Raw genomic sequence first — 24,034 nt, 5'->3', positions numbered from 1 at the left:
TGGGTTAATGGCGGTTGCGTTCGGATAACAGCACTGAGCGTGACCTCGTGAAACGGTCACACGGCGCATGTCGTGAAGGTCCGGACACAGCAAAACGGGCGTGCACCCCCGTTGTGGGTGCACGCCCGTTTCAAGCGGCTGAACGCCAAGCCCCCGAGGGGGCCCGGATCACTTGAGGGTGATCTTGGCGCCGGCGGCCTCGAGCTTCTCCTTGGCGGCGTCCGCGACGTCCTTCGCGACACCTTCGAGGATCGGCTTCGGAGCGGACTCGACCAGCTCCTTGGCCTCCTTCAGGCCCAGGCCCGAGACGACCTCGCGGACGACCTTGATGACCTGGATCTTCTTGTCACCGGCGGACTCGAGGACGACGTCGAACTCGTCCTTCTCCTCGACCTCGGCGGCGGCGGGGCCGGCCGGGCCGGCGGCAGCGACGGCGACCGGAGCCGCGGCGGTGACCTCGAAGGTCTCCTCGAACTGCTTCACGAACGCCGACAGCTCCAGGAGGGTCATCTCCTTGAACGCGTCGAGCAGCTCTTCGGTGCTGAGCTTCGCCATGATCGGCGGTCCTTTCTAATTTCCCGCGCGAAAGCGTCGGGTGTGTCTTCGGGTGATCAGCTTTCGGCGGGAGCGTCGGCTTCGGCGGCGGGAGCCGACTCGGCCTTCTTCTCCTGCAGGGCAGCAGCCAGGCGAGCGACCTGGGAAGCCGGGGCGTTGAACAGACCCGCGGCCTTGGCCAGGTTGCCCTTCATCGCGCCCGCGAGCTTCGCGAGCAGCACCTCACGGCTTTCGAGGTCGGCGATAGCCGTGACCTCGTCGACCGAGAGCGGGCGGCCATCCATGAAGCCGCCCTTGATGATCAGGGCCTTGTTGTCCTTCGCGAAGTCGCGGATCGCCTTGGCGGCGTCGACGGGCTCGCCCTCGACGAACGCGATGGCGGTCGGACCGGACAGGAGAGCCTCGAGGCCCTCGATGCCGGCGTCCGCGGCGGCCAGCTTGACCAGCGTGTTCTTCGCGACGGTGTACTTGGTGCCCGCGCCGAGAGCGCGACGCAGCGTCGTGAGCTGCGCCATGGAGAGGCCACGGTACTCGGTGACAACCGCTGCCGAGCTGCTGCGGAACTGGTCCGCGAGCTCAGCGACCGCCGTAACCTTGCTGGGCTTCGCCATGATCGCCTCCTCTCTGGGCTGGGTGACCGCCGGTTCGAGAAGGCTCCGAAACAACAAAAACGCCCACGCGCACAAGCAGCACGGGGCGTCACGACAAGCTGAGCCTCGTCCTCCCTGCGCGGGCCGCCCGTGTTGCAACGGGGCCTTCGTTCTCCTCGCGGAGAAAACCAGCGGTCTTCGGTAGAACCAGGAAAAGAGTACTCGACTGTGTACGGCCACTCCAAATCGGCATGATGTGACCTGTGACGGACGAGCCCGGCAAGGACCTCGCACCCCGGCAGCCCCCGCAGCCGCCGCAGCCCCCGATGGACCCCGAACAGCTCCGGCAGTTCCAGGAGTTCCAGCGCTTCCAGGAGTTCCAGCGCTACCAGGAGGCCACCGGCCAAGCGCCGCAGGCACCCAGGCCGGGCCCCGGCAACCGGCTGCGGTGGGTGCTGTTCATCCTCGGCAGCGCGCTCTTCTGGCGCGTGCTGACGTTCCTCGTCGTGCTGGGCTCGGCGATCTGGGCCTACAACCACTTCTTCGGCACCGACGACCCCGGCGACATCGCGCAGGACAGCGGCGGCGTGACCGGTGCGGCACAGGGACTGTCCGCACCCGCGGGCCTGCAGGGCACCGTCGGCATGTTCTACAAGCACGTCTCCTTCGCCGACACGACCCGCGCCTGCACGCTGATCCTGCGCGACGACACCCGCCAGAAGTTCGCGAACGCCCAGGGCGCAAGCGATTGCGCCGCCGCGGTGAAGGGGCTGCGGGCGCAGGTCACCAACGTCGACCGGTACCAGCAGGTCATGTTCCCGCCCGAGATGCTGAAGACCCCGACCTCCACCAAGGTCACCATCGACTCCTGCGCGCTGACCGTCGAGGGCGGCCCGCGGCTGGGCACGTTCGTCGTCGAGAAGGTCGGCTCCGGCTGGGTCATCACCGACTGGAACCCGAGCACCTGCGGTTGAGCAGGGCGGCTCGCCCGGTGTTCCTGCTGTCAGCCCGCACGCCGGGGTGAGCCGCCGAGGGACTCGACGGCGCGGGCCAGGCTCTCCGCGCCCCGCCCTTCGGCGACCTGCCGGTCGACCAGCGCCTTGACGGCGTCGAATCCCGCGAACGGCACGCCCTACGCCTCGGCGGCGCGGATCAGCGTGGCCAGCCCGCTCTGGTTCATCGCGAGGCTCGACTCCCCGCCGGCGTAGGCGGCCGAGTCGACCTCCTCGGCGAACGCGACCAGCGCGGGGTGCAGGTCCACGAGCCACGACAACAACATCGGCGTCAGCTCGGTGGCCTTGATGGCACCGGCCGCGCCAGCGCCGCCGCGTGCAGGAACCCGCCGATCAGCCCGTACATCCCGGCCAGGACCGCCACGTCGTACCCGGACGCGCGCCCGGCGTCGGCGCCGAGGAACGTGACCTTCCCGAGCAGCCCCAACCGCTCCTGCCACCGCTCGTGCACCGCGGCGGAACCGCTGCAGTTGATCGACGACGCCGCGGTCCCGATCGTCTGCGGCACCGCGCAGACCGCGCCGTGCAGGTACTCCGCGCCGTTCTCCCCGGCCCACCGCGCCACCGCGCGCGCCTCGTCCGGCGTGCCGGAGGTGAGGTTCACCAACACCCGCCCCCGCACGTCCACCCCGTGCAGCACCTCCCGCACCGCCCGCTGGTCGAGCACGGCCACGACCACGAGCTCACCCGCCGTGACCGCCTCCCCGACGGTGGCCGCCGCGGTCGCACCACCCTCCACGAGCGCCAAAGCCTTTGCGGCAGAACGGTTCCACACCGTCGTGGGGTGCCCGCCCCGCAGGAACGCCTCCGCCACGGCACGTCCGAGGTTGCCCAGCCCCAGCACCGTGATCGCCTCAGTCGTCATGGCTCCAGCTTCGCCACCGGTGATCACCGCAACCAGTGACCGGAATGCCCCCGTCCACCAAATTCCTGCCATAGGCTGGGTCGCATGACCGCCGGCTCCGTCGCCTTGGTCGTGCCCGACGACTTCGGCGTCCTGGACCTCTACGAACTGGGCATCCCCTCGGCCGTCTTCGGCACGCCGCACCCCGACCTCGCCGACCCCTGGTACGACCTGTGGCTCTGCCGCACGGAAAGCCTTGCGGGCAAAGGCACTTCGACGTTCGCGCTGCACACCGCCCTGGTCTCCGCCCTCCGTGAGACCTACGAGGCCGGCGCCCGCATCGTCTCGCTCTGCGTCGGCGCCTTCGCACTGGCCGAAGCGGGCCTCCTCGACGGCCGCAGAGCAACGGCCCACTGGATGCACACCGCACTGCTCGCCGAGCGCTACCCCGCGGTGCGGGTCGACGACTCGGTCCTCCACGTCGACGACGGCAACGTCCTCACGAGCGCGGGCATGACCGCGGCCCTCGACTGGGCTCGCGAACGCCTGGACGAACCGCTGACCATCGACGCCCTGGCCCGCCGCGCCGCCGTGAGCCCGCGGACGTTCTACCGCCGCCTGCACGCGGCCACCGGAACCACGCCGTTGCAGTGGCTGCTCAACGAACGCATCGCCAGGGCGCAGGCGCTGCTGGAGTCGACTGACCTGCCGGTGGAGAAGATCGCGGCGTTGAGCGGCATCGGCACGGCGAACAACCTGCGGCACCACTTCCTGAAGCAGGTCGGGGTGTCGCCCAGCGACTACCGGCAGGCGTGGCAGCCGGAGCGGCGGAAGCGGGCCTCACCGCCCGTCGAGCAGCACTGAGCGACGCAGGCAAAAGGCCCCCGGCGTGCGCCGGGGGCCTTTCACGGGTGCTTCAGAACCGCGAGGCTCAGGCCTCGTCCACCAGCATGTTGCGGGTGCGGTTCGGGTCGACCGGGATGCCGGGGCCCATCGTCGTGGAGACGGTGACCTTCTTGACGTACCGGCCCTTGGCCGCGGACGGCTTGGCGCGGAGCACCTCGTCCAGAGCCGCGGCGTAGTTCTCGACCAGCTTCTCGGGGTCGAACGACACCTTGCCGATCACGAAGTGCAGGTTGGCCTGCTTGTCGACGCGGAAGTTGATCTTACCGCCCTTGATGTCGTTCACCGCCTTCGCGACCTCGGGGGTCACGGTGCCGGTCTTGGGGTTCGGCATCAGGCCACGCGGGCCGAGGATGCGGGCGATGCGGCCGACCTTCGCCATCTGGTCGGGGGTCGCGATCGCGGCGTCGAAGTCGAGCCAGCCACCCTGGATGCGCTCGATGAGGTCTTCGGCGCCGACGGCGTCCGCACCGGCGGCCTCGGCCTCTGCGGCCTTGTCACCGGTTGCGAAGACGATCACGCGGGCGGTCTTGCCCGTACCGTGCGGCAGGTTCACGGTGCCGCGGACCATCTGGTCGGCCTTGCGGGGGTCGACGCCGAGGCGAATCGCGACCTCGACGGTCGAGTCCAGCTTCACCTTGGACGTTTCCTTGGCGAGCTTGGCGGCCTCCAGCGGCGAGTACAGCCGCTCCCGGTCCACCAGCTCGGCTGCGGCCTTGTAGGCCTTGCTGCGCTTCATGACTCTGTCCTAACCGTGGATCAGTCGTGGTGAATGAGCCGCGCTCGGCTCTCCCACGCTTGCGAAAGAGAAAGATCAGCCTTCGACCGTGATGCCCATGGAGCGGGCGGTGCCGGCGATGATCTTCGCGGCCTGGTCGACGTCGTTCGCGTTCAGGTCGACCATCTTGGTCTGCGCGATCTGGCGCACCTGCTCCATGGTCACCTTGGCGACCTTGACGCGGTGCGGCTCGCCCGATCCCTTGTCGACGCCGGCGGCGGCGAGGATGAGGCGCGCGGCCGGCGGGGTCTTCAGCTTGAAGTCGAACGAGCGGTCTTCGTAGACCGAGATCTCGACCGGCACGACCTGACCGCGCTGCGACTCGGTCGCGGCGTTGTAGGCCTTGCAGAACTCCATGATGTTGACGCCGTGCTGACCAAGCGCGGGACCGACGGGCGGTGCCGGGTTGGCGGCACCAGCCTTGATCTGCAGCTTGATGATCGCTGACAGCTTCTTCTTCTTGGGTGGCATGTCCGTACTTCCTGTTATTGCGGTGTCCGCGCGCGGCCCTGCCAGCCGCAGCGTGGCCGATCGGTTCCTCTCTCGAGGGAACCGCTCAGATCTTGGAGACCTGGCTGAACGACAGCTCGACCGGCGTCTCCCGGCCGAAGATCGACACCAGGACCTTCAGCTTCTGGCCGTCCGCGTTGACCTCGCTGATCGTGGCGGGCAGCGTGGCGAACGGGCCGTCCATGACGGTGACCGACTCGCCCACCTCGAAGTCGACCTCGATGGTCGGCTTCGGCGCGGTGGTGGAGGCGGCCTTCTTGCCCTCTGCCGGCTTCTGCTCGCCCTGCGGGAGCAGGAACTTCAGCACCTCGTCGATCGTGAGGGGCGAGGGCTTGGAGGTGGCCCCGACGAACCCGGTCACGCCCGGCGTGTTGCGGACGGCGCTCCAGGACGCGTCGGTGAGCTCCATGCGGACCAGGATGTAGCCGGGCAGCACCTTGCGCTGCACCAGCTTGCGCTGGCCGTTCTTGATCTCGGTGACCTCTTCGGTCGGCACCTCGACCTGGAAGATGTAGTCCTCCATGTCGAGCGTGTGGATGCGGGTCTCGAGGTTGGCCTTGACCTTGTTCTCGTAACCGGCGTACGAGTGCACGACGTACCAGTCGCCGGGCGCGTGGCGCAGGGCCTGGCGCAGCTCTTCGGCGGGGTCGGCGATCTCTTCGTCGATCGGGGTCTCGTCGATGGCGAGGACGTCGACGTCCTCGGCCTCGTCTTCGTCGGCCTCGTCCGCGACGTCGGCGTCAGCGGCGTCCTCGGAGTCCACAGCCTCCGACTCGACCGTCTCGTCGGCCGCGGTGTCCTCGGACACCTCGTCGTCGATGAGGTCGGTCTTCTCCTGGGCGTCAACGCCGTTGTCGGAGCTCACTGTGGATCTCGCTTCCTGGTTGCAGCGGCAGCTGTCCGGCTCAGCCGAACAACTCGAAAACAGCCGCGCCGAAGCCGAGGTCGAGAGCCCACACCAGCGCGACCATCACGACCACGAACACCAGGACTACACCGGTGTACGTGACGAGCTGCTTGCGCGTCGGCCAGATCACCTTGCGGAGTTCGCTGATGACCTCGCGGATGTAGCGGAAGAACCGCCCGATCAGCGAGGGGCCCTTCTCCTGTCCATCACGGGTCTTCGTCGGGCGACCCTTCTTGGCGTCGTCGTCCGAGTCGTCGGACTTGACGGCGCTCTTCTTCGACTCAGCGCTGCTGCCGTCCTTGCGGGCGGCCGGGCGAGAGGAGGCACGACGTTCACGCCGCGCCGCAGCAGTGGACGGCCGGACAGCGCCTTCGCGCTCCTCCGGCTGGTCCTGCTCGCGGCCCTCGCTCATGCCGTCCTCCACTCCACCCATGACGCTTCGACAGCAGGGGCGACAGGACTTGAACCTGCAACCTGCGGTTTTGGAGACCGCTGCTCTGCCAGTTGAGCTACGCCCCTTCGGGATCTGCGAGAGATCCCCTGGCCACGCAGGAAGTGTACGGGAGCCTGCCCCGTCCATTCCAACCAGACCGCCCAAGCATCTGTCGAGCGGCCTGTCGCACACCCTACCCACACGAGTGCCGAGAAGACGAATCAGGGTCGGGCAACCGCGGCGGCGGTGTGACCAGAACCTCCCGTGAGCACGGCAAACACCACCGGACCGGGTGGCCCGGCGGTGTCGTTGATCACATCGTCAGGCCACGCGCACGCGGGCGAACGCGCCCGTCAACACCGACTTGCCGTCAAAAGCCGCGTTGATGTTGACCTTCACAGTTCCGTCGCCGAGGTCCTTGGTGACCTTCGCGGTCACCTCGACCAGCGCGCCCTCGTCGTCGTTGGGCACCACGACCGGCCGGCCGAAGCGGCAGCCGTACTCGACGATCGCACCGGGGTCGCCGATCCACTCCGCGACGATCCGCGACGCCACGGCCATCGTGAGCATGCCGTGGGCGATGACGTCGGGCAGGCCGACGTCCTTCGCGGTCTTCTCGTTCCAGTGGATGGGGTTGAAGTCCAGCGAGGCGCCCGCGTAGCGCACCAGGTCGGCGCGCGTGAGGCGGACGGACAGGGCCGGCAGCACGGTCCCGACTTCGTGGCTCACGCGTCTTCTCCCCTCACGACGAGCATCGACCTGGCGGTGGTGACCGGCTCGCCCTCGGCCGTGCTGATCTCGGTCCGGACGGTCACCATGTCGTTGCCCATGCGGGCCACGATGCCGTCGATGTGCGCCACGCACACGAGCTGGTCGCCCGCGGTGATGGGCCGGTGGTGGACGAAGTTCTGGTCGCCGTGCACGACCCGGCTGTAGTCGAGCTGCAGCTCCGGGTCGAACATGACCGTCTCGTTGGTCTTCATCGACACCACGATCGCGAACGTCGGCGGCGCGATGACGTCCCCGTACCCCAGCGCCTTCGCCGCTTCCGCGTCGCGATGAGCCGGGCTGTCGGCACCGATCGCGTCGGCGAACTCGCGGATCTTCTCGCGGCTCACGTCGTACGGCTGCGACGGCGGATAACTACGTCCGATGAAGGCGGGGTCCAGAGGCACCGAATGAGCCTATATGCGGCGAGGCCCGCCCCACGGTGTGGGACGGGCCTCGCCGAAAGACTCGCTACGCGCTCAGCGGGTTTCCTTGTGCGCGCGGTGCGTCTTGCAGTTCGGGCAGAACTTCTTGACCTCCAGGCGGTCCGGGTCGTTGCGCCGGTTCTTCCTGGTGATGTAGTTCCGGTGCTTGCACTCCTCGCACGCGAGGGTGATCTTCGGGCGTACGTCGGTTGCAGCCACGGTCCTTGCCTTCCTGAGAGCACGCGAACCCCGGACAACCCAGTGCGGGCTTACCGCCTGGCGGGGATGGGCAGCGAGGGTGCTGCCCGGGGGTCTGGGGGCTCGGCCCCCAAAATCATGGCGGAGTGAGGACGGCTGGCGCTCTCCGCCAGCACACCTCACCCACTCACGTAGCGGTGGCCGGACTTGAACCGGCGACACAGCGATTATGAGCCGCTTGCTCTACCAACTGAGCTACACCGCTTTAACACACCACAGCCGCGATGCTCAGCACCGCGGCCAGTAGTGGAGCCCCTTTACGGAATCGAACCGTAGACCTTCTCCTTACCATGGAGACGCTCTGCCGACTGAGCTAAAGGGGCTTGCTCTTTCGTTCTTGCCGAGCGAGGAGAACTCTACAACACCCGTCCACCAAGAACGAAATCCGGGGGTCCCTTCAGTGGACCAAGGTGAGCACCGTCTCATCACGAGCACCCCTGACCTGCACCGTTCGTGCCCGCAGCCACGCCTCGAAGCGATCTTCGGAGAGCGGCCGGGAGATCAGGTACCCCTGCGCGACGTCGCAGCCCATGCCGACCAGCTGGTCACGTGCGGCGTCGTCCTCCACGCCCTCGGCGACCACGACGAGACCGAGCGAGTGACCGAGCTCGACGATCGAGCGCACCACGGCCATGTCGCCGAGGTCGGTGCCCATGCCGAGCACGAACGACTTGTCGATCTTCACCTCGTCCACCGGCAGCTGGCGCAGGTAGGCCAGCGAGGAGTACCCGGTGCCGAAGTCGTCGACCGCCAGCACGACGCCGATCGCGTGCAGGCGCCGCAGCACCGGCAGGGCGCGCTCGGGGTCGGCCATGACGCCGGACTCGGTGAGCTCGAAGGTCAGCAGGCCGGAGGGCACGTCGTGGCGTTCCAGCGCGGCCGCCACGCGGTTGGGGAAGTCCTCGTCGCCCAGCGTCCGCACGGACAGGTTGACCGCGATGGACATCCGCAGCCCGCGGTCGAGCCAGCGGCGCACCCGTTCCAGGGCGCGGTCCATCACGAAGTCCGTCAGCACGTCCACCAGGCCGGTGGCCTCGACGGCCGGCACGAACTCGTCCGGGTCGACGCGGCCGAACTCGGGGTGCGTCCAGCGCACCAGCGCCTCCGCGCCCACGACCTGGCGTGAGGGCAGGGCGACCTTCGGCTGGTAGTGCACGGAGATCTGCCCGGTCTCGACGGCCTGGCGGAACTGCGTCACGAGCTGGAAGCGGCGCAGGAAGATCTGGCCCATGCTCGGTGCGTAGGCCCGCACCGGCGTTCCCTCCGTCGTGGCGCGCACGGCGACGTCCGCCCGCTGCAGCAACGCGTCGGGGTCGGGGTCCTCGGTCTCGGAGTCCGCTTTGGACGCGTAGCCCACGACGGCGGAGGCCTCGACGGTCAGCCGGTCGACGGGGTACGGCACGGACAGGCCCGCGCGGAGCCGGTCGGCGATCTCGTGGGCCGTTGCCGCCCGCTCGTCGTCGAAGAACGCCGCGAACGCGCCGCCCTCCAGGCGGGCCAGCGGCACGTCGGCGCCCAGCGCGTCGCGCAGCCTGCGCCCGGCGGCGACGACCATGCGGTTGCCCCAGGCCTGGCCGAGCGCGTCGGAGACCGTCGACAGGACGTCGAGGTCGATGCGCAGCACCACGCCCCTCTTCGACTCGCGCAGCGGTTCGGCGCAGGCCTCGCGGAAGCCCGCGCGGTTGAGCAGGCCGGTCAGCGGGTCGTGGTAGGCGTCGTGGCGCAGGCGGGCGAGCAGCCGCCGGTTGTCCACGGCGGTCGCGAGGTGGGAGGCGAGGGTGCGCAGCAGCTGGATGTCGGCCTTGCCGAAGCCGCGCCACCGGGAGAGCCGGTCGTGCGCCTCGACCGCGCCGAGCAGCTGGGTCGCGCCGCGCAACGGAACGACCAGCGCCTCCTGCACGTCGCGGCGCAGCAGGGCCTCGGTGACGTCCTCGGTCGCGTCGGCCACGCGGTAGTAGCGGACGTGCGTGCCGGGCAGCTGCAGGACCGGGTCCTCGCGCACGGCCCGCGGGTCGGTGGTGGTCATCTCCTCCGGCAGCGGTTCGCCGGCGACGAGGGTGATCATGGCTTCCTGCGGGTCGGTGCGCAGGCGCAGCACGACCCGGTTGGCGTTGAGCTGCTCGCGGATGCGTTCCGCGATGAGCTGCCACTCGTCCTCTTCGACGTTCGCGGTGAGGTCGTCGTCGGGCTGGCGCGGGCCGGTGCCGTGCTGGCCCGACCGCGCGACGCGGAGGCTGACCTCGCTCAGCGCCTCCAGGTCGCGCTGTTCGCGCAGCAGCCCGGAGTAGGCGAGGTAGGTGGCGATGATCCCGGCGAGCACCAGGACGATCAGCAGGCCGCCCCACTGCGTGGTCGAGACGATCTGGTAGCCGACGAGGCCGGCCGAGGTGTTGAGCAGCGCCACGACGAGCGTCTGGAGCACGAGGCGGAGGCTGTTGCCCACCCGCATCGACTTGCCCATGAGCCGCAGGGCGCAGAGGCCCAGGACGCTCGCGAGCAGCGGCACCGTGATCGTGCCGACGAACGCGCCCGCCCAGAACGGCCCGCCCTCGCCGACCACCCGGTTCACCACGGCCGCCGCGGCGAACGCGACGGAGATCTCCATGAACATCAGGCCCGCGTTGTAGACGGCGCGGTCCAGGATCCGCCTGCCCAGCAGCGTGCCCACGCCCGCGACTACGTGCGCGGCGAGGACGATCTCGAACGGGGCCACCAGCAGGCCGAGCACCAGCGGGATCTCGGTGAAGGAGATGGTCCAGGCGACGCCGCTGCGGACGTCGACGTTGATCGCGAGCTGCTCGGCCAGCAGGAAGCCGACGACGAGCAGCGGGCCGATCCAGAAGAGGGAGGTGTGCTCCTCCTCGGGGAGCCAGGCCGCGACCATGCCCGCGCACACGACGCCGGCCACCAGGAGGGTGACGGCGAACGCGCTGAACGCGCGGTTGGTCGACTTGGCCGACCAGGCGGCCGAGTTCGACACGGGGGCCGACGCTCGGTCGGACATCCAGCCTCCTCGTCGGCCTGGGGTGGGGACGCTCAGGCGTGACTGAGGGGTCCCGTACTTGATGATCAGGACCCCTCCAGGGGCACCAGAGTACCCCGCTCGGGGGACGAAATGGCAGGTCGAGCACCCCGCGTGACGCCTGTTCACCCAGACGTGGCTAGTCGGTCAGACGCCCCTGGAGCACCGTCACGGCCTGCCCGGAGAGCAGCACCCGATCTTGGGCGAGAGCAGCCCTGACGAACCCGCCGCGCGCCGACGCCTGCTCCGCCAGCAGGTCAGCGCGCTGCAACCGGGGCACCCAGTAGGACGCGAGCGTGCAGTGCGCCGATCCGGTGACGGGGTCCTCCGGGATGCCGACGGCCGGGTAGAAGCACCGGCTGACGATGTCCGCCTCGCCATCGCCGACCGCCGTGACGATCACTCCACGTGACGACATCTGTGCCAGTCCTTGGACGTCGGGCCGCAGGGAACGGACCTCCTCCGCGCTGCCGAGTTCGATCAGGTAGTCGAAGCGGCCGACCGCGACGGACTTGATCGTCGCATGTGGGAGCGCCTCCACTAGTCCGACTGGCGGGTCAGTCAACTTCGGCGGATCGGCCGGGAAGTCCATCCGGATCCACCCGTTGTCGGGTACGCAGGTGAGCACACCGCTACGCGTGGTGAACCTCTGCTCGCCGCCGAGCACGTGTGCGGTGGCCAGCGTGGCGTGCCCGCAGAGGTCGACCTCGACCTCCGGGGTGAACCAGCGCAGGTGGTTGTCGGGGGTGACGAAGGCCGTCTCGGCGTGCTTCATCTCGGCGGCGACGTGCTGCATCCACACGTCGTCGCGCGGTTCGGTCAGGAGGACGACCCCGGCCGGGTTGCCCGCGAAGCGCTTGTCGGTGAACGAGTCCACCACGAATATCTCCACCGGACCGACCCTGCCAGGTAGAAGTGGCCGGTGGACGACGACTTCTCCTTCACCGAGACGGACCCCGGCTCGATCGGGGCGACCTGGGGGCCGCTGCGGGTGCACCGGCTGCACTGGCGGCCCGGCTGCGACCTGCCCGCGTTGCTCGACGAGTGGGAGCCCCGGCTCACCGGTCTCGACGACCCCGACACCGCGGCGCTCGTGACCGTGCCGAGCCACGAGACGGCGACCGCGGCGCCGTTGCTGCACCACGGCTTCGCCCCGCTCACGGTGGTCGCGGAACGCCTCGCCGGGCGGACCGCCCCTGCGCGGCCCTCGACCGTCGCGGTGCGCCCCGCGACCCGCGCCGACCTGGACGTCGCGGTCGAGCTGAACCTGCACACGGTCCGGTACGACGCCGAGTTCGGCATGGTCACCGTGCGCGCGAACGGCGCGGAGCACCTGCGGGCGGCGCTGGCCGAGGTGCTCGACCGCGACCACGAGGCGATGTGGCTCGCGGTCCACGGCGGCACGCCCGTCGGGATGGTCTACGTGGACCTGCCGCGGCACGCGGGGTGGATGGACCGGTTCGCCGAGCAGCGGCCGTTCGCCTACCTCGGCCACCTCGGCGTGCGACCCGACGCCCGCGGCAGCGGCGCCGGCAGCGCCCTCGTCGCGCACGCCCACGCGGTACTGGACGGAGCAGGCGTGGCGTCGACGTTGCTGCACCACGCGCTGCCGAACCCGCGCTCGACGCCGTTCTGGTACTCGCACGGCTACCGGCCGCGCTGGACGACGTGGGTGCGCCGGCCCGCGCTGAGGTCCTCCCCCGGCGTGTCGCCGTGACCCGAACGGCCTACTGGGTCAAGCTCACGGCGTTCGCAACCGTGAAGAACCCGGACCGACCCGTACTTGTGGAACGAATGCGGACTCTTTTCGACAAAGGGACAAGTGGACCGGACACCACACCTGGGGGTCGAGATGGAGCTCAGCGGAAGAGCCCGCGCGATGCTGAAGGCTGTCGAGGCAGGCAGGGCCGAGGTGACGGGCGGCTCGGAACCGGAGCTGTACGTCGACGGCCTGCCGTGCTGCGACCAGACGGCGACGCACGACCTCGTCCACGCGGGACTGCTGCGCGCGGCCGAACCGACCCGGTTCGAGCACCGCGTGTGCGCCGAGCTGACCGAGGACGGACGCGCCGCGCTCGCGGCGAGTTGATCGCCTGATGATCGAACATTTGTTCGACATGAGGTATGCTGCGCCGTGAGGCCGGCACGCAAGGGAGAGGAAGCTCTTGCGCGCCGGCCTCGCTCTTCGAGGCGCCGGATCAGCCGGCTTTCTGCTGGGTGCCGACGTTCATGCGGTTCCACAGGTTGATCGCGCCGATCACGAGCATGAGCCCGGCCAGCTGCTCCTCGTCGAAGTGCTCCGCGGCCCCGTTCCACACCTCGTCGCTGACGTGCACGTGCGTCACCTGCTCGGCCAGCGCGAACGCCGCCTTCTCCGCGTCGGTGTAGTACGGCACGTCCCGCCACCCCGCGATCGCCCAGATCTTCTGGTCCTCGACGCCCGCCTCGCGCAGCAGCCTGGTGTGGTAGTCGATGCAGGCCCCGCAGCCGTTCATGATGCTGACCCGCAGGCAGATCAGCTCCGCGAGGTCCTTGTCGACCCCGGTGGTCGCGGCCGCCTCGGACAACGCCAGCAGCGCCTGCATCGCACCGGGAACGCTCAGCACCGGGTTGGCAATCCTCATCGTCGTTCTCCCTGTCTGTCTTCGCCTGTGCCCTGTTGACCCGGCGGGCGGCGAACGTGTGACAGGCCGGCGCGAGAACTTCGCCTCAGGCGCTGACGCCCTGGCCGAGACCACCGTCGACGGCGAGCTCCGCCCCGGTCGTGAAGGTCGCGTCGAACGCGAGGAACAGCACGGCTTTCGCCACCTCGTCGGACGTGCCGTGCCGCTTGAGCGGCGTGATCCGGTCGCCCTCTTCCTTGAACTGCTGGACGACCTCGTCCGGCACACCGGTCACGCCCATCGACGGGGTGTCGATGAACCCGGGGCTGACGACGTTGACCCTGACCCGCGGCGCCAGCTCCGCCGCGAGCCCCCTGGCGAACGCCCTGACCGCGGCCTTGGCCCCGGCGTAGACGCTCAGCCCCGGCGACCCCAGCACCGTGGCGACGCTGGTGGTGAAGACGATCGAGCCACCCTCGACGACCAGCGGCGCGAGCAGCTGGGCGGTGAAGAAAGCGCCCTTCGTGTTCACGTCGAACGTCGTGTCGTAGTCGGCCTCGCCGGTCTGCGCGAACGGCGTCAGCGTGGAGAAGCCGACGTTGACGAAGAGCAGGTCGATGGTGCCGAACCGGCGCCTCGCCTCGTCCCTGAGCCGTGCGATGTCGCCGAGGTTCGCGGCGTCCATCGAGAGGCCGTGCTCGACGTCGTCGGCCTTGCGCCCGGTCAGCAGCACCTCGGCGCCTTGTTCGAGCAGCCTGTCCACGACCGCGCGCCCCATGCCGTGCGTGCCGCCGGTGACGACGGCCTTCTTCCCCTGGTACCTCACCTGATCACCTCGATGACGCTCGCGATGCTGTGCGTGCCGTGCCCCTGCTCCTGCGCGCGCCGGTACAGGTCGTGCAACGCCTGCGGCAGCGCGGTGTCGAGCCCCTGCTCCCGATTGGCCTCGGTGAGCATGCGCAGCCCGGCCACGTTGATGTCCAAAGCGGACACCTCGGTCTCGTAGTTGCGGTGGCGCGTCTCCTCCCCCATCTCCGGCAGCATCCCGGCGAGCTCGCGCAACCAGTCCGCGACCATCGGCGTGAGCTGCTCGGGCGTGACCCCCTCGGCACCCGTGAGCGCGAGCGCCTGCAGGTAACCCGCGAACGTGGACCACATGACCCCGAGCAACCCGAGGTCGTACAGCGCGGCCAGCCCGGCGTCCTGCCCGACGTGCACCGGCTCGCCGAACGCGTCCAGCACGTGGTGTTCCTCGTTGCCGCTGAAGAAGATCCGTGCACCCGGCGTCCCGATCTGCTGCGGCACGGCCATGATCACGCCGTCGACGTACTCGACCCCGTTGTCCGACGCCCACCGCGCGGTGGCCCGCGCCTCCTCCGGCGTGCCGCTGGTGAGGTTGACCAGCGTCCTGATGTTCTTGCTGAGCAACGGCTGCTGCACCGCGTAGGAGGTCAGGCACGTCACCACGACGTCCGCCTCGAACGCTTCCTCGGTCGTGCGCACCCTCGTCGTGCCGGCCGGCGTTGGTTTGTCCGCCGACCTGTTCCACACCGTCACGTCGTAGCCCTTTTCGACCAGGGCGCAGGCGAGCGCGCTGCCCATGCGGCCGAGGCCGAGCACGCTCACCGATTTCTTGGTCCCCATGGCCGAAATCGTCGTGCCGACACTGACAGAACAACAAGTACCTACTATTTTGTCAGGTACCCACCTTTTGGTAAGGATCGAGCATGAAGCCACGAACGTACTCGTGCGGCCTCGATGCGGCCATCGACGTGATCGGCGGCCGCTGGAAGGCCCTGATCCTCTGGGCCCTGCACCACGGCCCGATGCGCACCGGCGAACTGCGCCGCTCGGTGTCCGGCATCAGCGAGAAGATGCTCATCCAGGTGCTGCGCGAGCTGGAGGCGGACCGGATCGTGCACCGCGAGGTGTTCCACGAGGTCCCACCCCGCGTCGAGTACTCGCTGACGCCGCAGGGCACGCGGCTGAACGACGCACTGCTGCCGTTGGGCGACTGGGGCGAGGAGAACATGACCGACATCGCGCGCCGCCGCGGCGTCGAGCCGGCTCCGCGGCACGGGTGAGCGTTCGGACTCAGTCCCGATCGGACGAACTGACCCGGAAAACGACGAGGGGTCCCTGTCCGCAGACAGAGACCCCTGGCGTCGAGTGGCGGGTAGAGGATTCGAACCTCTGTAGCTTTCGCGACGGATTTACAGACTCGCGTGAGCACCTGCCCTGACCTGCGGTGCGACCTACGCTGAGCCCGACTTCGGTACATCACCGGTACGTACGCTGTCAGATCCTCAAGCCTCGCCCACGGCGAGCCGTGGAGCTTGATACCGCACTGCCTATTGGACCGCAACCAGCGGTACGGTCCAATAGATCGTCGAGTCTCGCCATGGCAAGCCCAAGGAGCATCGTCTGTGAGCCGAAACAGGCTGACCGTCGGAGTCAAGGTCAGGTCGCTTGACACGCCGTCCGGCGAGAGCTCCAACGACGCGTGGTGGGGAACGTTCGATGGCCACATCAAGATCCAAGAACCGGCCCACCCGCTCATGGTCGCGAACGAGTTCGTCTGTGCACGCCTGGCGAACGCACTCGGAATCCTCACACCATTCGGTGACGTCAGCACACTGCCCGATAACCGCCTCTCGTGGTCCAGCGCTGTCGTGCAGCTTCCAGGCGGCACGCCGGCTCCCGAGGACCCTGATGACCTCGTCGCACGGGAGCCGTCCTTGTGCGCTGGCATCCTGGTCTTTGACGTCTGGGTGTGTAACTACGACAGGCATGAGAAGAACGTTATTTCCCATCCACGCCTCGGCATCTACGTCATTGACCACGACCAGGCACTGATGGGCCAAACCGCAAGCGGAACGTCAGGCCTAAAGGGCATGAAGAGCCGAACGTCTTGGCACATGTTCCAGGATTCGAACCTAAACCCCGGCGACCTCCATTCATGGGGAGTTCGAGTTCAACAGATAACCAAGACTGCAATCAGGGGCATAGTCACCGAAGCAGACAGGCGCGGTTTGCTCAATCCGGGGAATCCTGACGATCTAGAAGACTTCTTGCTTCATCGCCAGCAGGAGATCCACAGGCTAGTTAAGAGCACCGTACAATCAAGTGTGACAGCACCGTCACTTGATGAAGATCAGGAAGCAGCGGAACGGGGTGAGGAATAGATGACCGCCACATGGTACCTAGTCCAGTACATTCCCGATGTGCGACGCCGCGAGCCGCGAAACATCGGTGTAGCGCTCCACACTCCGTCCGGATGGTTGACCCGGTTTTTCGCTGAGCAGTCAGACGGAACGATCAATGGGCACAAGCTCCGCGGAAGAGGAATCGATACCGAGGTCTACAAGACCTGGGTGTCGTACTACCGACGCAAGGCTGAGCGCAACAAATGGAATGATGTCGACGACCTTCAGGCGACTCGCCGAGGAAACTATGTTGCACAGATCGGCGGCCACCTGCTAATTGACTCTTCGTCATGGACGAGCACACTCAATCAGCTGTATTCCGAGCTAGTAGAGGCCCCCGAAGAACCTGCATCACTGAAAAACAAAGCGGAAGATCGTTTCGATGCGGCCATCGAAGAACTCCTTTCCAATGCCGGAATTCAGCCCGACAGGCATGTCAAAGTAAACGGCAAGTGGCTTGATGACGGGCCGACAGTACAGGTTCCATTCAGCTATTCGTTCGTGAACGGACAGCCTCATCTAATGGACCGCATCTACTGGCACGTGAAGCCAGACAAGGCGGAGGCTGACGCGCGCGAGCTGCGCGCACGCATAGATGCAGTTAAGCGGGCAGGTACGGCAAGAAGCTTCGTCTCCTTCTATGCCAGCAGCGCACTGCCCAACCTTGACCTAGAAGGTCTTCTGAGCCCTCTCGATAGGATTTCCTACACTGTAGATGTCGACCAACCCAATCAGGCGATGGAGACCTTGGAGTACATCAAGGGGAATGAGCTGCACTAGCAGGTGACAAGGTTGCCTGCATGTCGGTAACTGCGGTAACCGTGCAGGTCAGACGGTTACCAATAGGGGCGCGGTTACCGATCAGAACGGTAATCGCATGAGCCGTAGCCGGGGGACGCGGTATCGTCACCAGCGAAGACATTCCCGCCGGCGATGGAACCACACCCCTGCGCACTCCGCGCAGGCGGTCGGTTTACCGCAGTTACCGACCTCCAGACCCGCCTTAATCCGGCCTAACGTCGCTCAAAGGCCGTTGGAGTGCCCTGGAACGTCGAAGCACCCCTAGTTCCGACGTAACACCATCGGACGTCACTACGACGATGACGACATGAGCATCACGGTTCGAACGTCAAGCAACAACCACACGACGCACGCGCAAAGGGCACTCGATCAAGGCCATCGACGGTCACTTGCGCGTCCGGAACGCCAAGAACCACGTCGTCGCAATCTACTCCCCCGGTAACTGGAAGTCAGCGGCTGACGACGACCCACGAGAGAACTGAGACGAAACGCCAGAGCCCCGGTCACCGGATGTGATGATCAGGGCTCTGATCTGCGTTAAGCACCAATTCCGTGCCGTAGAGAGACTGACGCGCGTGCTGAAAGTTCGAGCTACCACAGCGATCGGTAACCACACCTACTGCGGTAACCGTCTGACCTGCACGGTTACCGCAGTTACCGCAGTTACCGACCCGGAGCCCTTCCGGCTACGGCCGCCCTGCTCCCGCAACGGCCGTGTAGCGCGAAGCTCGGTCGGTTACCGCAGCGACGTACCTCACGTTACCTACGCCAATAGGTGCGCGCCGCTGACGAGACCGGAAAGACCCTAGAAGAAACATTACTACAATTTGCGTCAGTGTACTCAGGCCATCCGCCCTGGGCAGCTCCGACATCATATGGAGCACCTGTTGTTGGATGCACATCGATCCAGCTTACATGGCCAGCATCATTTGGATTAGATGGGTCACTCGGCGCATAGATAACAATGTCACCGCCCTGCCACGACGAGACCTGCCGAAACCCAGCAGCCTGCAACACCGGAGGCAATCGCCTCGGAGTAGCAAAGGGAATATTAAACTTCCTAGTTATATAAGTGTCGCAATGACACCATTCCGACGACCGAACAGATTCCGTCGAATCCGCCGCCGAGGCTTCACGATGAATGGCGACAGCGCTCAAAAAGGAAATAAATACAACAAGAGCACGTCCGAATTTTTTTTCCATGCAGACCATACCCCCCGTTTTCCATAAACTAAACTTCCGAGCAGCGCCTTGTAGTTATACGCCAATTAGTTAGCGTTTGGTTCAGCCCACCACTCGAACTACTCCTAGATCTTTCTCCTTCTGCGAAGGTTTCTACTCCGCCATTCGAGTGATATCGACTTCCGGAGGCTCTCACCTCATACTCTTTCGGGGTCTGCGAGCGGCTGTCCGGCCAGACCCACCGAAGAGCGTTCGTGCAGGCTAAGGCAATACTCAGACATTCTCCGGACGCTCACGAACGGTCGCGAACAGCGCCGTACGAACGACAACTGAGACGGAGACTGAGACGGATCGATCCACTGTGGACACTGTCTGAGTGCGCTTCTGCACCTCCTTGGTCCCTCGCGGCCCTCTCGAACTGTCCCCGCCGGCGCCCGTCTCAGGCCGCCCCAAAGCGGCTCAGCCGACACCGCTGCGACTGGCACGGCACCGTGAAGCGCAGCACGCTCGCCTCGATCATCCGACAGGCAGGCTTGACACCCGCCGAGTTCCTGGCGCTGCTGTAGCGCTCCCCTGCCTCTCAAATGTCGGTAACTGTGGTAACTGCGGTAACCGTGCAGGTCAGACGGTTACCGGTGAGGGCGTGGTTACCGATCAGCTCGGTAACCCTGTCGTTGCTGCGAACGGCGCGCGACGACGCTACGGACGCTGTAGCCGGGGGGCATTGGCGATGTTCGGCGATAGCCGCCCTCTGTCAAGAAACGCTCCCACCAGCATAGATATCGACGTCGGCAACGCGAGTTCCACCTCCTGCGGCAAGTACCAATGCCTCACCGCAGGGCAAAGGACGCGCGTGCTGGAGGCTGATGGTTACCGCAGCAATCGGTAACCTCACCTCATGCAGTAACCGTCTGACCTGCACGGTTACCGCAGTTACCGCAGTCCCCCCCGGCTACAGCCGTCCTGCGCTCACGCCGGCAGTGCGGATCTACGCCGCGAACGCCCCCGGTTACCGCAGCAATCGGTAACCGCGCCCCTTGCGGTAACCGTCTGACCTGCACGGTTACCGCAGTTACCGCAGTTACCGATGTTTGAAAGGCGGAGCCCGCTCTACTGTCTTCCTCTCCGCCACTGCAAGATCCGTGGATATATCCTCGACGCTCAGCAGAGCGTCCGCATGCTCCCGATCACGACCTCAGCCCCGGCATCGGAGAGAGCCCGCGCGCGATCAGCGCTCTTCGCATACCCGACCGGATGCACACCAGCGACAAGTGATGCCTCCATATCCGACACCGTGTCACCCACGAATATCGCCGCACTAGGCGCAATAGCAAGTTTCTCGACAGCGCGAACAACGTTCTCCGGATTGGGCTTCATTCGGTCAGGTTCCGCATATGGCCTGCCAATCACAATGCCAACATGTCGAGTTAGGTTATGCGAAGAGAGATACTGCTTGATCGCTTTACCCGAGTTGTTGCTAATGATCGCTACCGACTGACGGCGATCTCGCGCCGCCTCAATCGCCGCGTTCGCAAACTCGGTAGGCGCGGCCGTTTCCACCGCCCGCAATTCTGCGGCACAGAGCATTTCCTCAACAGCGGAGGTGAGCACAGGATGGTGCCCGCCCGTCCAGCGCAGGACCTCAAGCGGATCACGCAGCTCGCTTATCTCAGAAGGCAAAGCGACGCACTGGCCAGCCAGGAAGTCCAGAAGTTCTCGCGCGATGACCGGAGCCGGATAACCCGCAAAGACACCGCAGACCGGACCATCAAAGTCCAGCAGAACAGCGTCCACTTCATTCAGCAAGTCTCGAAGCTCAGCCACGGACGTACTCCCGAGCAATGGTGTTCCAGAGGGAGTCAAACCAGGTACGAGCCTGTTCGACGTAACGAGAGGCGGTAGAGGTGTCTTCGTCCGCACTGACCGAGTAGTGGAACAGGGTGGCATCTTTGCCCATTGGATCGAAGATCGGGACCTGCTCACCGCCGATCGAGACTGAGTGTTCCACCACCGGATAGAAACCAAAGAAAGCGTCTTCATTATTGAGGATGTAAAGCTTGAATAGCGGCGCGATGCCGATTACCCGAACCTCAGCTTTCGCTGCCTTAACAAGTCCAAGATCCGCAAGCTCTTCCACTTCGTCCACGATACTCTCAATGGCCCGTCGCGTTATTCGGTCGGCGCGTTTGCGAACAGCAGGATCGTCCGCCCCCGTGTCGACTCGACAAGGCAATGCCAGCGGAACCGATGTATCCGTGAGCATGATCCGAACAGCAATCGACTCAGGCGTAAGCCGCCCTGCGCGCACTTTGTCCAGCACTTCAGACAACGTGTTGCGAAGAGTCTCACCCGAGAAGCCAGCGAAATCGATAGAGATATGCGGCCGCTCAAACGCCAACTCAACATGTGGCCGCAGACCTACCGGCCGCTCCGTCTCCGCGCGCACAAACGTGCCACTCCCCTGCCGACTAACAATAAGCCGCTCATTGACCAGCACACGCAAAGCCGATTTCACTGTCTCCCGAGCGACGCCGTACCGGCTGGCCAAGTCCGGCTGCGATGGCAGCTTGTCTCCCGGCTGAAGCTTTCGCGTCAGGATCGCGGCACGCAGCTTATTGGCGATCTGCTGAGACTCCGTGCGCGGATCGTCAGGGTCCAGGTCGTCTAGAAGGTCCGTTGCGTCGCTCATACCGGGGAGCATACCCCTCCTGACTAGCCAAGACAGTCCTGTCGCAGCCAACCTCTTGACATGACTAGCCATGTAGCCCAAGCTCGTCCTCACGACCGAATCTGACTAGCCAGGTTAACCAAGTTGAGGAGCTTGACGGATGCACAGCAACGGTCAGAGGTGGTTCAGCCCGGACGGGCTGACCGAGGTGGCGATCGACGCCGTGATCGCCGAGGTGGACGCGGAGCTGGAGGAGATGCCGGTGCCGACGTCGCGGTTGCTGGACGGCGTGGCCGCGGTTCGATGGGAGCGCCGTGAGGTGAACCGGGTGACCGGTCAGACCGTGCGGGTTCTGCGGGTTCAGGCGACGTCCGTTCCGAGCGGGACGGAGGCCGCGTGATGAGCGGGACCGACGACCAGGTGGTTGCGCGGATCGACAAGGCGCAGGCGGATGTGGCTGACCAGTTGAGGCGCGCGGACACCAAGGCGGCCACGCTGCTGCCGCTGTTCGGCGGGTTCCTCGCGGGTGTGGTCGCGCTGACGACGCGCAGCCTCCCGGTCGCGGCTGAGGTGGTGCTGTGGCTGGCCGCGGCTCCGATGGCGTTCAGCGTGCTGCTGCTGCTGTTGTCCGCGGTGCGGCCGAGGCTGACCCAGGTCGCCCCGCACGGGTTCCTGCACTTCGCGGGCTACGTGGAGCGGCCGTCTGAGCTGCTGGAGCAGTTCGCGGACGAGACGTCGCCGACCGTGCTCGCGGTGGACGTGTGCCACTTGTCGGCGATCGCCCAGGCCAAGTACGCCAACGTGCGCCGCGCCGTGGACTTGCTGGTGGTTGGTTTGCTGCTGCTGGGTGTCGCGCTGACGGTCACGGCGGTGGTGTAGCCGTGGCGGGCAAGACGTTCCCGTGGGTGTTCACGTCGGTGGTGTGGGCGCAGGGTCCGCAGTGGACGCGTGGCACGCACGACGGTCTGCCGTTGCTGTCGTACAGCTGCGCGCCGCGGGACAAGCTGGCCACCTACCGCCAGTTGCGGGCGATGAGCCTGCGTCCCAACGGGTCCGACCCGGTGGCGGTGCTGTACGGACGGCACAACGGGTCGGGCACGACGTGGTTCGCGTCGCTGTACCTGATTGCGAAGGCCGCGCCGGTGCGGCCGATGACGCCGGCGAAGTGGACCGCGCTGGCCAAGGCCAACCTCGCGCGGCGCATCTGCTGCCACTGTGGCAAGGACCCGCTGTACGTGGTCCCGACCAGCACCCGTCTGTGCTGGAAGTGCTTTGAAGCCAACGAGAACACCGAGATGACGGAGGCCGCGTGATGTCCACGTACCTGCAACTCACCAGTCACTACGTCGAGAACCGCGGCAACCAGGTGGTCGTGTTCGACCCGTCGATCACCGCGAGGTTCGGTGACGGCACCACCGTGCAGTTCCCGCTGCCGTTCATGCGGATCGGCAACGGTCTCGCCCTGGTCCCGCGCATCAAGGGTGCCGACGCCGGCGTGAGCGTGCAGATCGACTTCAGCCAGTGGTCTCCGGCCCGCATCGCCAACGGCAAGACGCATGTCCTGCCGGTCGGACTGCCGGACCAGGCGCTGGCCGTGCGGCTGTGCCAGGAGTTCCACACCGACCCCGACACCACGTGGGACGACCCGAGCGACAAGACCGCGGCCTGGGTGACGACCTGGTTGCAGGTCAACAGGTCCGACGCCTAGCTACGCCCGAACCGGCGGCCAACTCCGGCTAGAGACACCACCGGTCCGGGTTCCAACACCCCAAGCGATCAACAGACCGAAGGACCGCCCGGTCAACGAGAACAGGGAGAACGCTTGATGGCAGAGAACTCCGACCTCTTCGACATCCCCGCCGCCGCCGAGGGGTGCCCCGACTGTGAGGGATCGGGCCAGCTCTGGGACGAAAACACCTACGTCGGCTGTGAACTCTGTGCTGGTACCGGCCGGGTCTGGATGGCGCTGGACGACGTGCGTGACGAGCGGACGGTCGACTGCGCGTACTGCCCCGCCGACGCCCCGGCTCATCCCGGATGCCTGCTCTGCGGCGGGCGTGGCCAGATCTCCATCTTCCCGCGACTCACCGCGGTCGTCGGTGACGAGGAAGACGACTTCTGAGGCGCATCCGCGCCACTTGCTTTCGCCCGGACCGGCGGCCAACTCCGGCAAGAGACACCACCGGTCCGGGTTCCAACACCCCAAGCGATCAACAGACCGAAGGGCCACCTCAGTGTCCACCACCACCGTCCCCGAGCCCACCACCGACCTGTCGCACCTGTCGAGCATCCTGCTGGGCTGGGCGTCGCTCGCCCCCGGTATGCACGCCTCCCACGACGCGGTATCCGACTGGTTCGAGCTGGCCGTGACGCTGCTCAAGCCGGTCACCACCGACGTGGCGCACCCCGAGCACGCCAAGGCCTGCGAGCTGGCCGCGGACTTCTCCCACGACGCCCTCGCGCTGCGCAGCACCGGTGAGACGGAGGGCCAGCGATGAACGCCCTGCCCTTCCCCGTGCTCACGGTCGGCGCGCTGCTGGCCCTCACCGCAGTGGTGCTGCTGTGGAA

The 24,034-nt window shown here is 66.6% G+C and carries 32 protein-coding genes and 3 tRNA genes; 13 read left to right on the top strand and 22 right to left on the bottom strand.

The annotated features are described in order from the left end of the window. Nucleotides 1-168 precede the first annotated feature (168 nt). Both rplL and rplJ read right to left on the bottom strand, forming a co-directional pair. Nucleotides 169-555, bottom strand: coding sequence for a 50S ribosomal protein L7/L12 (rplL, locus tag ACZ7CF_RS17345; RefSeq protein WP_360402180.1), 387 nt, complete (start codon nt 553-555; stop codon nt 169-171). Nucleotides 556-611: 56 nt separating this feature from the next. Further along, on the bottom strand, nt 612-1,166 hold the full coding sequence (rplJ, locus tag ACZ7CF_RS17340) for a 50S ribosomal protein L10 (protein WP_360402183.1): 555 nt from the start codon (nt 1,164-1,166) through the stop codon (nt 612-614). A gap of 242 nt (nt 1,167-1,408) precedes the next feature. On the opposite strand from rplJ, the gene ACZ7CF_RS17335 reads away from it, so the two are divergent. Further along, nucleotides 1,409-2,119 (top strand): hypothetical protein, encoded by a 711-nt coding sequence (locus ACZ7CF_RS17335; protein ID WP_360402186.1) that lies wholly within the window; start codon nt 1,409-1,411, stop codon nt 2,117-2,119. A gap of 29 nt (nt 2,120-2,148) precedes the next feature. Here the strand turns inward: ACZ7CF_RS17335 and ACZ7CF_RS17330 are convergent, their stop codons facing one another. The 3 genes from ACZ7CF_RS17330 to ACZ7CF_RS17320 are packed head-to-tail and all read right to left on the bottom strand — an operon-like array spanning nt 2,149 to nt 3,023. After that, nucleotides 2,149-2,274 carry a hypothetical protein gene (locus tag ACZ7CF_RS17330; protein WP_470370018.1) on the bottom strand — a complete coding sequence of 42 codons (126 nt, stop codon included), beginning with the start codon at nt 2,272-2,274 and terminating at the stop codon, nt 2,149-2,151. Between the two features lie 3 nt (nt 2,275-2,277). Further along, the gene (locus ACZ7CF_RS17325; protein WP_470370017.1) at nt 2,278-2,424 is read right to left on the bottom strand and encodes a hypothetical protein; all 147 of its coding nucleotides are present in this window, start codon (nt 2,422-2,424) and stop codon (nt 2,278-2,280) included. 5 nt (nt 2,425-2,429) lie between these two features. Continuing rightward, nucleotides 2,430-3,023 carry an NAD(P)-dependent oxidoreductase gene (locus ACZ7CF_RS17320; protein WP_470370016.1) on the bottom strand — a complete coding sequence of 198 codons (594 nt, stop codon included), beginning with the start codon at nt 3,021-3,023 and terminating at the stop codon, nt 2,430-2,432. Nucleotides 3,024-3,107: 84 nt separating this feature from the next. On the opposite strand from ACZ7CF_RS17320, the gene ACZ7CF_RS17315 reads away from it, so the two are divergent. Continuing rightward, nucleotides 3,108-3,866 (top strand): GlxA family transcriptional regulator, encoded by a 759-nt coding sequence (locus tag ACZ7CF_RS17315; RefSeq protein ID WP_470370015.1) that lies wholly within the window; start codon nt 3,108-3,110, stop codon nt 3,864-3,866. A gap of 67 nt (nt 3,867-3,933) precedes the next feature. Here ACZ7CF_RS17315 and rplA read toward each other — a convergent pair whose 3' ends face one another. The 12 genes from rplA to ACZ7CF_RS17255 all read right to left on the bottom strand — a co-directional run bounded on the left by rplA (nt 3,934) and on the right by ACZ7CF_RS17255 (nt 11,898). Continuing rightward, the gene (gene rplA, locus ACZ7CF_RS17310; RefSeq protein ID WP_360401883.1) at nt 3,934-4,644 is read right to left on the bottom strand and encodes a 50S ribosomal protein L1; all 711 of its coding nucleotides are present in this window, start codon (nt 4,642-4,644) and stop codon (nt 3,934-3,936) included. A 75-nt stretch (nt 4,645-4,719) separates the two neighbouring features. Further along, nucleotides 4,720-5,154 (bottom strand): 50S ribosomal protein L11, encoded by a 435-nt coding sequence (rplK, locus tag ACZ7CF_RS17305; RefSeq protein ID WP_360401880.1) that lies wholly within the window; start codon nt 5,152-5,154, stop codon nt 4,720-4,722. An 85-nt stretch (nt 5,155-5,239) separates the two neighbouring features. After that, the gene (gene nusG, locus ACZ7CF_RS17300; protein WP_360401877.1) at nt 5,240-6,058 is read right to left on the bottom strand and encodes a transcription termination/antitermination protein NusG; all 819 of its coding nucleotides are present in this window, start codon (nt 6,056-6,058) and stop codon (nt 5,240-5,242) included. 40 nt (nt 6,059-6,098) lie between these two features. After that, complete coding sequence (secE, locus tag ACZ7CF_RS17295; protein WP_360401874.1) at nt 6,099-6,512, bottom strand: preprotein translocase subunit SecE; 414 nt, start codon at nt 6,510-6,512, stop codon at nt 6,099-6,101. Nucleotides 6,513-6,546: 34 nt separating this feature from the next. Next, nucleotides 6,547-6,619, bottom strand: a tRNA-Trp gene (locus ACZ7CF_RS17290). Between the two features lie 235 nt (nt 6,620-6,854). Continuing rightward, complete coding sequence (locus ACZ7CF_RS17285) at nt 6,855-7,262, bottom strand: MaoC/PaaZ C-terminal domain-containing protein (protein ID WP_470370014.1); 408 nt, start codon at nt 7,260-7,262, stop codon at nt 6,855-6,857. Further along, nucleotides 7,259-7,708: a MaoC family dehydratase N-terminal domain-containing protein gene (locus tag ACZ7CF_RS17280; RefSeq protein WP_360401868.1), complete on the bottom strand. Its 450-nt coding sequence runs from the start codon at nt 7,706-7,708 to the stop codon at nt 7,259-7,261. The genes ACZ7CF_RS17285 and ACZ7CF_RS17280 overlap by 4 nt, the downstream gene beginning before the upstream one ends. Before the next feature lie 72 nt (nt 7,709-7,780). Further along, entirely contained in the window at nt 7,781-7,945 is a 165-nt protein-coding gene (rpmG, locus tag ACZ7CF_RS17275; RefSeq protein ID WP_053733184.1) for a 50S ribosomal protein L33, read from the bottom strand. A gap of 171 nt (nt 7,946-8,116) precedes the next feature. Then, nucleotides 8,117-8,189: transfer RNA gene (locus tag ACZ7CF_RS17270), tRNA-Met, on the bottom strand. 42 nt (nt 8,190-8,231) lie between these two features. Continuing rightward, nucleotides 8,232-8,307: transfer RNA gene (locus ACZ7CF_RS17265), tRNA-Thr, on the bottom strand. Nucleotides 8,308-8,381: 74 nt separating this feature from the next. Beyond that, nucleotides 8,382-10,988: a putative bifunctional diguanylate cyclase/phosphodiesterase gene (locus ACZ7CF_RS17260; RefSeq protein WP_458430170.1), complete on the bottom strand. Its 2,607-nt coding sequence runs from the start codon at nt 10,986-10,988 to the stop codon at nt 8,382-8,384. Between the two features lie 157 nt (nt 10,989-11,145). Then, nucleotides 11,146-11,898, bottom strand: a complete 753-nt coding sequence (locus ACZ7CF_RS17255) for a PhzF family phenazine biosynthesis protein (protein ID WP_470370013.1) — start codon at nt 11,896-11,898, stop codon at nt 11,146-11,148. Between the two features lie 30 nt (nt 11,899-11,928). Between ACZ7CF_RS17255 and ACZ7CF_RS17250 the strand changes: the two genes are divergently transcribed. Together ACZ7CF_RS17250 and ACZ7CF_RS17245 are read left to right on the top strand one after the other, a co-directional pair. Next, the gene (locus tag ACZ7CF_RS17250) at nt 11,929-12,723 is read left to right on the top strand and encodes a GNAT family N-acetyltransferase (RefSeq protein WP_360401859.1); all 795 of its coding nucleotides are present in this window, start codon (nt 11,929-11,931) and stop codon (nt 12,721-12,723) included. Between the two features lie 162 nt (nt 12,724-12,885). After that, nucleotides 12,886-13,095: a hypothetical protein gene (locus ACZ7CF_RS17245; RefSeq protein WP_458430167.1), complete on the top strand. Its 210-nt coding sequence runs from the start codon at nt 12,886-12,888 to the stop codon at nt 13,093-13,095. 109 nt (nt 13,096-13,204) lie between these two features. Here the strand turns inward: ACZ7CF_RS17245 and ACZ7CF_RS17240 are convergent, their stop codons facing one another. From ACZ7CF_RS17240 to ACZ7CF_RS17230, 3 genes are all read right to left on the bottom strand, one after another. Beyond that, a complete protein-coding gene (locus ACZ7CF_RS17240; RefSeq protein ID WP_470370012.1) occupies nt 13,205-13,630 on the bottom strand; it encodes a carboxymuconolactone decarboxylase family protein in 426 nt (141 codons plus the stop codon). Between the two features lie 85 nt (nt 13,631-13,715). Continuing rightward, complete coding sequence (locus ACZ7CF_RS17235) at nt 13,716-14,435, bottom strand: SDR family NAD(P)-dependent oxidoreductase (protein WP_458430165.1); 720 nt, start codon at nt 14,433-14,435, stop codon at nt 13,716-13,718. Then, nucleotides 14,432-15,253 (bottom strand): NAD(P)-dependent oxidoreductase, encoded by an 822-nt coding sequence (locus tag ACZ7CF_RS17230; RefSeq protein WP_470370011.1) that lies wholly within the window; start codon nt 15,251-15,253, stop codon nt 14,432-14,434. Before ACZ7CF_RS17230 ends, ACZ7CF_RS17235 begins: the two co-directional genes overlap by 4 nt. 83 nt (nt 15,254-15,336) lie before the next feature. Between ACZ7CF_RS17230 and ACZ7CF_RS17225 the strand changes: the two genes are divergently transcribed. The 3 genes from ACZ7CF_RS17225 (at nt 15,337) to ACZ7CF_RS17215 (ending at nt 17,595) form a co-directional block, all read left to right on the top strand. Beyond that, nucleotides 15,337-15,693, top strand: a complete 357-nt coding sequence (locus tag ACZ7CF_RS17225) for a winged helix-turn-helix transcriptional regulator (protein WP_360401844.1) — start codon at nt 15,337-15,339, stop codon at nt 15,691-15,693. Between the two features lie 342 nt (nt 15,694-16,035). Continuing rightward, nucleotides 16,036-16,794: a hypothetical protein gene (locus tag ACZ7CF_RS17220; protein ID WP_470370010.1), complete on the top strand. Its 759-nt coding sequence runs from the start codon at nt 16,036-16,038 to the stop codon at nt 16,792-16,794. Next, on the top strand, nt 16,795-17,595 hold the full coding sequence (locus ACZ7CF_RS17215; protein WP_470370009.1) for a hypothetical protein: 801 nt from the start codon (nt 16,795-16,797) through the stop codon (nt 17,593-17,595). A gap of 2,364 nt (nt 17,596-19,959) precedes the next feature. Here the strand turns inward: ACZ7CF_RS17215 and ACZ7CF_RS17210 are convergent. Together ACZ7CF_RS17210 and ACZ7CF_RS17205 are read right to left on the bottom strand one after the other, a co-directional pair. Then, nucleotides 19,960-20,622 (bottom strand): HAD family hydrolase, encoded by a 663-nt coding sequence (locus ACZ7CF_RS17210; RefSeq protein ID WP_470370008.1) that lies wholly within the window; start codon nt 20,620-20,622, stop codon nt 19,960-19,962. Beyond that, nucleotides 20,615-21,487, bottom strand: coding sequence for a GntR family transcriptional regulator (locus tag ACZ7CF_RS17205; RefSeq protein ID WP_470370007.1), 873 nt, complete (start codon nt 21,485-21,487; stop codon nt 20,615-20,617). Before ACZ7CF_RS17205 ends, ACZ7CF_RS17210 begins: the two co-directional genes overlap by 8 nt. A 139-nt stretch (nt 21,488-21,626) precedes the next feature. On the opposite strand from ACZ7CF_RS17205, the gene ACZ7CF_RS17200 reads away from it, so the two are divergent. The 6 genes from ACZ7CF_RS17200 to ACZ7CF_RS17175 all read left to right on the top strand — a co-directional run bounded on the left by ACZ7CF_RS17200 (nt 21,627) and on the right by ACZ7CF_RS17175 (nt 23,964). Continuing rightward, nucleotides 21,627-21,866, top strand: a complete 240-nt coding sequence (locus ACZ7CF_RS17200; RefSeq protein ID WP_470370006.1) for a hypothetical protein — start codon at nt 21,627-21,629, stop codon at nt 21,864-21,866. Then, nucleotides 21,866-22,345 (top strand): Pycsar system effector family protein, encoded by a 480-nt coding sequence (locus ACZ7CF_RS17195; protein ID WP_470370005.1) that lies wholly within the window; start codon nt 21,866-21,868, stop codon nt 22,343-22,345. The genes ACZ7CF_RS17200 and ACZ7CF_RS17195 overlap by 1 nt, the downstream gene beginning before the upstream one ends. A 2-nt stretch (nt 22,346-22,347) precedes the next feature. Beyond that, nucleotides 22,348-22,779: an RRQRL motif-containing zinc-binding protein gene (locus ACZ7CF_RS17190; RefSeq protein ID WP_470370004.1), complete on the top strand. Its 432-nt coding sequence runs from the start codon at nt 22,348-22,350 to the stop codon at nt 22,777-22,779. Further along, a complete protein-coding gene (locus ACZ7CF_RS17185) occupies nt 22,779-23,174 on the top strand; it encodes a hypothetical protein (protein ID WP_470370003.1) in 396 nt (131 codons plus the stop codon). Before ACZ7CF_RS17190 ends, ACZ7CF_RS17185 begins: the two co-directional genes overlap by 1 nt. Before the next feature lie 117 nt (nt 23,175-23,291). Then, a complete protein-coding gene (locus tag ACZ7CF_RS17180) occupies nt 23,292-23,588 on the top strand; it encodes a hypothetical protein (protein ID WP_470370002.1) in 297 nt (98 codons plus the stop codon). 112 nt (nt 23,589-23,700) lie between these two features. After that, nucleotides 23,701-23,964: a hypothetical protein gene (locus ACZ7CF_RS17175; protein ID WP_470370001.1), complete on the top strand. Its 264-nt coding sequence runs from the start codon at nt 23,701-23,703 to the stop codon at nt 23,962-23,964. The last annotated feature ends 70 nt before the right edge of the window (nt 23,965-24,034 follow it).

Source organism: Lentzea sp. NPDC036955 (assembly GCF_055608005.1).
This window is presented reverse-complemented; position numbering and strand designations above follow the sequence as displayed.

Coding starts and splice junctions, on each gene's coding strand:
- rplL (WP_360402180.1), bottom strand. CDS start 555: ATGGCGAAGCTCAGCACCGAAGAGCTGCTCGACGCGTTCAAGGAGATG.
- rplJ (WP_360402183.1), bottom strand. CDS start 1,166: ATGGCGAAGCCCAGCAAGGTTACGGCGGTCGCTGAGCTCGCGGACCAG.
- ACZ7CF_RS17325 (WP_470370017.1), bottom strand. CDS start 2,424: ATGTTGTTGTCGTGGCTCGTGGACCTGCACCCCGCGCTGGTCGCGTTC.
- ACZ7CF_RS17320 (WP_470370016.1), bottom strand. CDS start 3,023: ATGACGACTGAGGCGATCACGGTGCTGGGGCTGGGCAACCTCGGACGT.
- ACZ7CF_RS17315 (WP_470370015.1), top strand. CDS start 3,108: ATGACCGCCGGCTCCGTCGCCTTGGTCGTGCCCGACGACTTCGGCGTC.
- rplA (WP_360401883.1), bottom strand. CDS start 4,644: ATGAAGCGCAGCAAGGCCTACAAGGCCGCAGCCGAGCTGGTGGACCGG.
- rplK (WP_360401880.1), bottom strand. CDS start 5,154: ATGCCACCCAAGAAGAAGAAGCTGTCAGCGATCATCAAGCTGCAGATC.
- secE (WP_360401874.1), bottom strand. CDS start 6,512: ATGAGCGAGGGCCGCGAGCAGGACCAGCCGGAGGAGCGCGAAGGCGCT.
- ACZ7CF_RS17260 (WP_458430170.1), bottom strand. CDS start 10,988: ATGTCCGACCGAGCGTCGGCCCCCGTGTCGAACTCGGCCGCCTGGTCG.
- ACZ7CF_RS17245 (WP_458430167.1), top strand. CDS start 12,886: ATGCTGAAGGCTGTCGAGGCAGGCAGGGCCGAGGTGACGGGCGGCTCG.
- ACZ7CF_RS17240 (WP_470370012.1), bottom strand. CDS start 13,630: ATGAGGATTGCCAACCCGGTGCTGAGCGTTCCCGGTGCGATGCAGGCG.
- ACZ7CF_RS17230 (WP_470370011.1), bottom strand. CDS start 15,253: ATGGGGACCAAGAAATCGGTGAGCGTGCTCGGCCTCGGCCGCATGGGC.
- ACZ7CF_RS17225 (WP_360401844.1), top strand. CDS start 15,337: ATGAAGCCACGAACGTACTCGTGCGGCCTCGATGCGGCCATCGACGTG.
- ACZ7CF_RS17215 (WP_470370009.1), top strand. CDS start 16,795: ATGACCGCCACATGGTACCTAGTCCAGTACATTCCCGATGTGCGACGC.
- ACZ7CF_RS17205 (WP_470370007.1), bottom strand. CDS start 21,487: ATGAGCGACGCAACGGACCTTCTAGACGACCTGGACCCTGACGATCCG.
- ACZ7CF_RS17200 (WP_470370006.1), top strand. CDS start 21,627: ATGCACAGCAACGGTCAGAGGTGGTTCAGCCCGGACGGGCTGACCGAG.
- ACZ7CF_RS17195 (WP_470370005.1), top strand. CDS start 21,866: ATGAGCGGGACCGACGACCAGGTGGTTGCGCGGATCGACAAGGCGCAG.
- ACZ7CF_RS17185 (WP_470370003.1), top strand. CDS start 22,779: ATGTCCACGTACCTGCAACTCACCAGTCACTACGTCGAGAACCGCGGC.
- ACZ7CF_RS17180 (WP_470370002.1), top strand. CDS start 23,292: ATGGCAGAGAACTCCGACCTCTTCGACATCCCCGCCGCCGCCGAGGGG.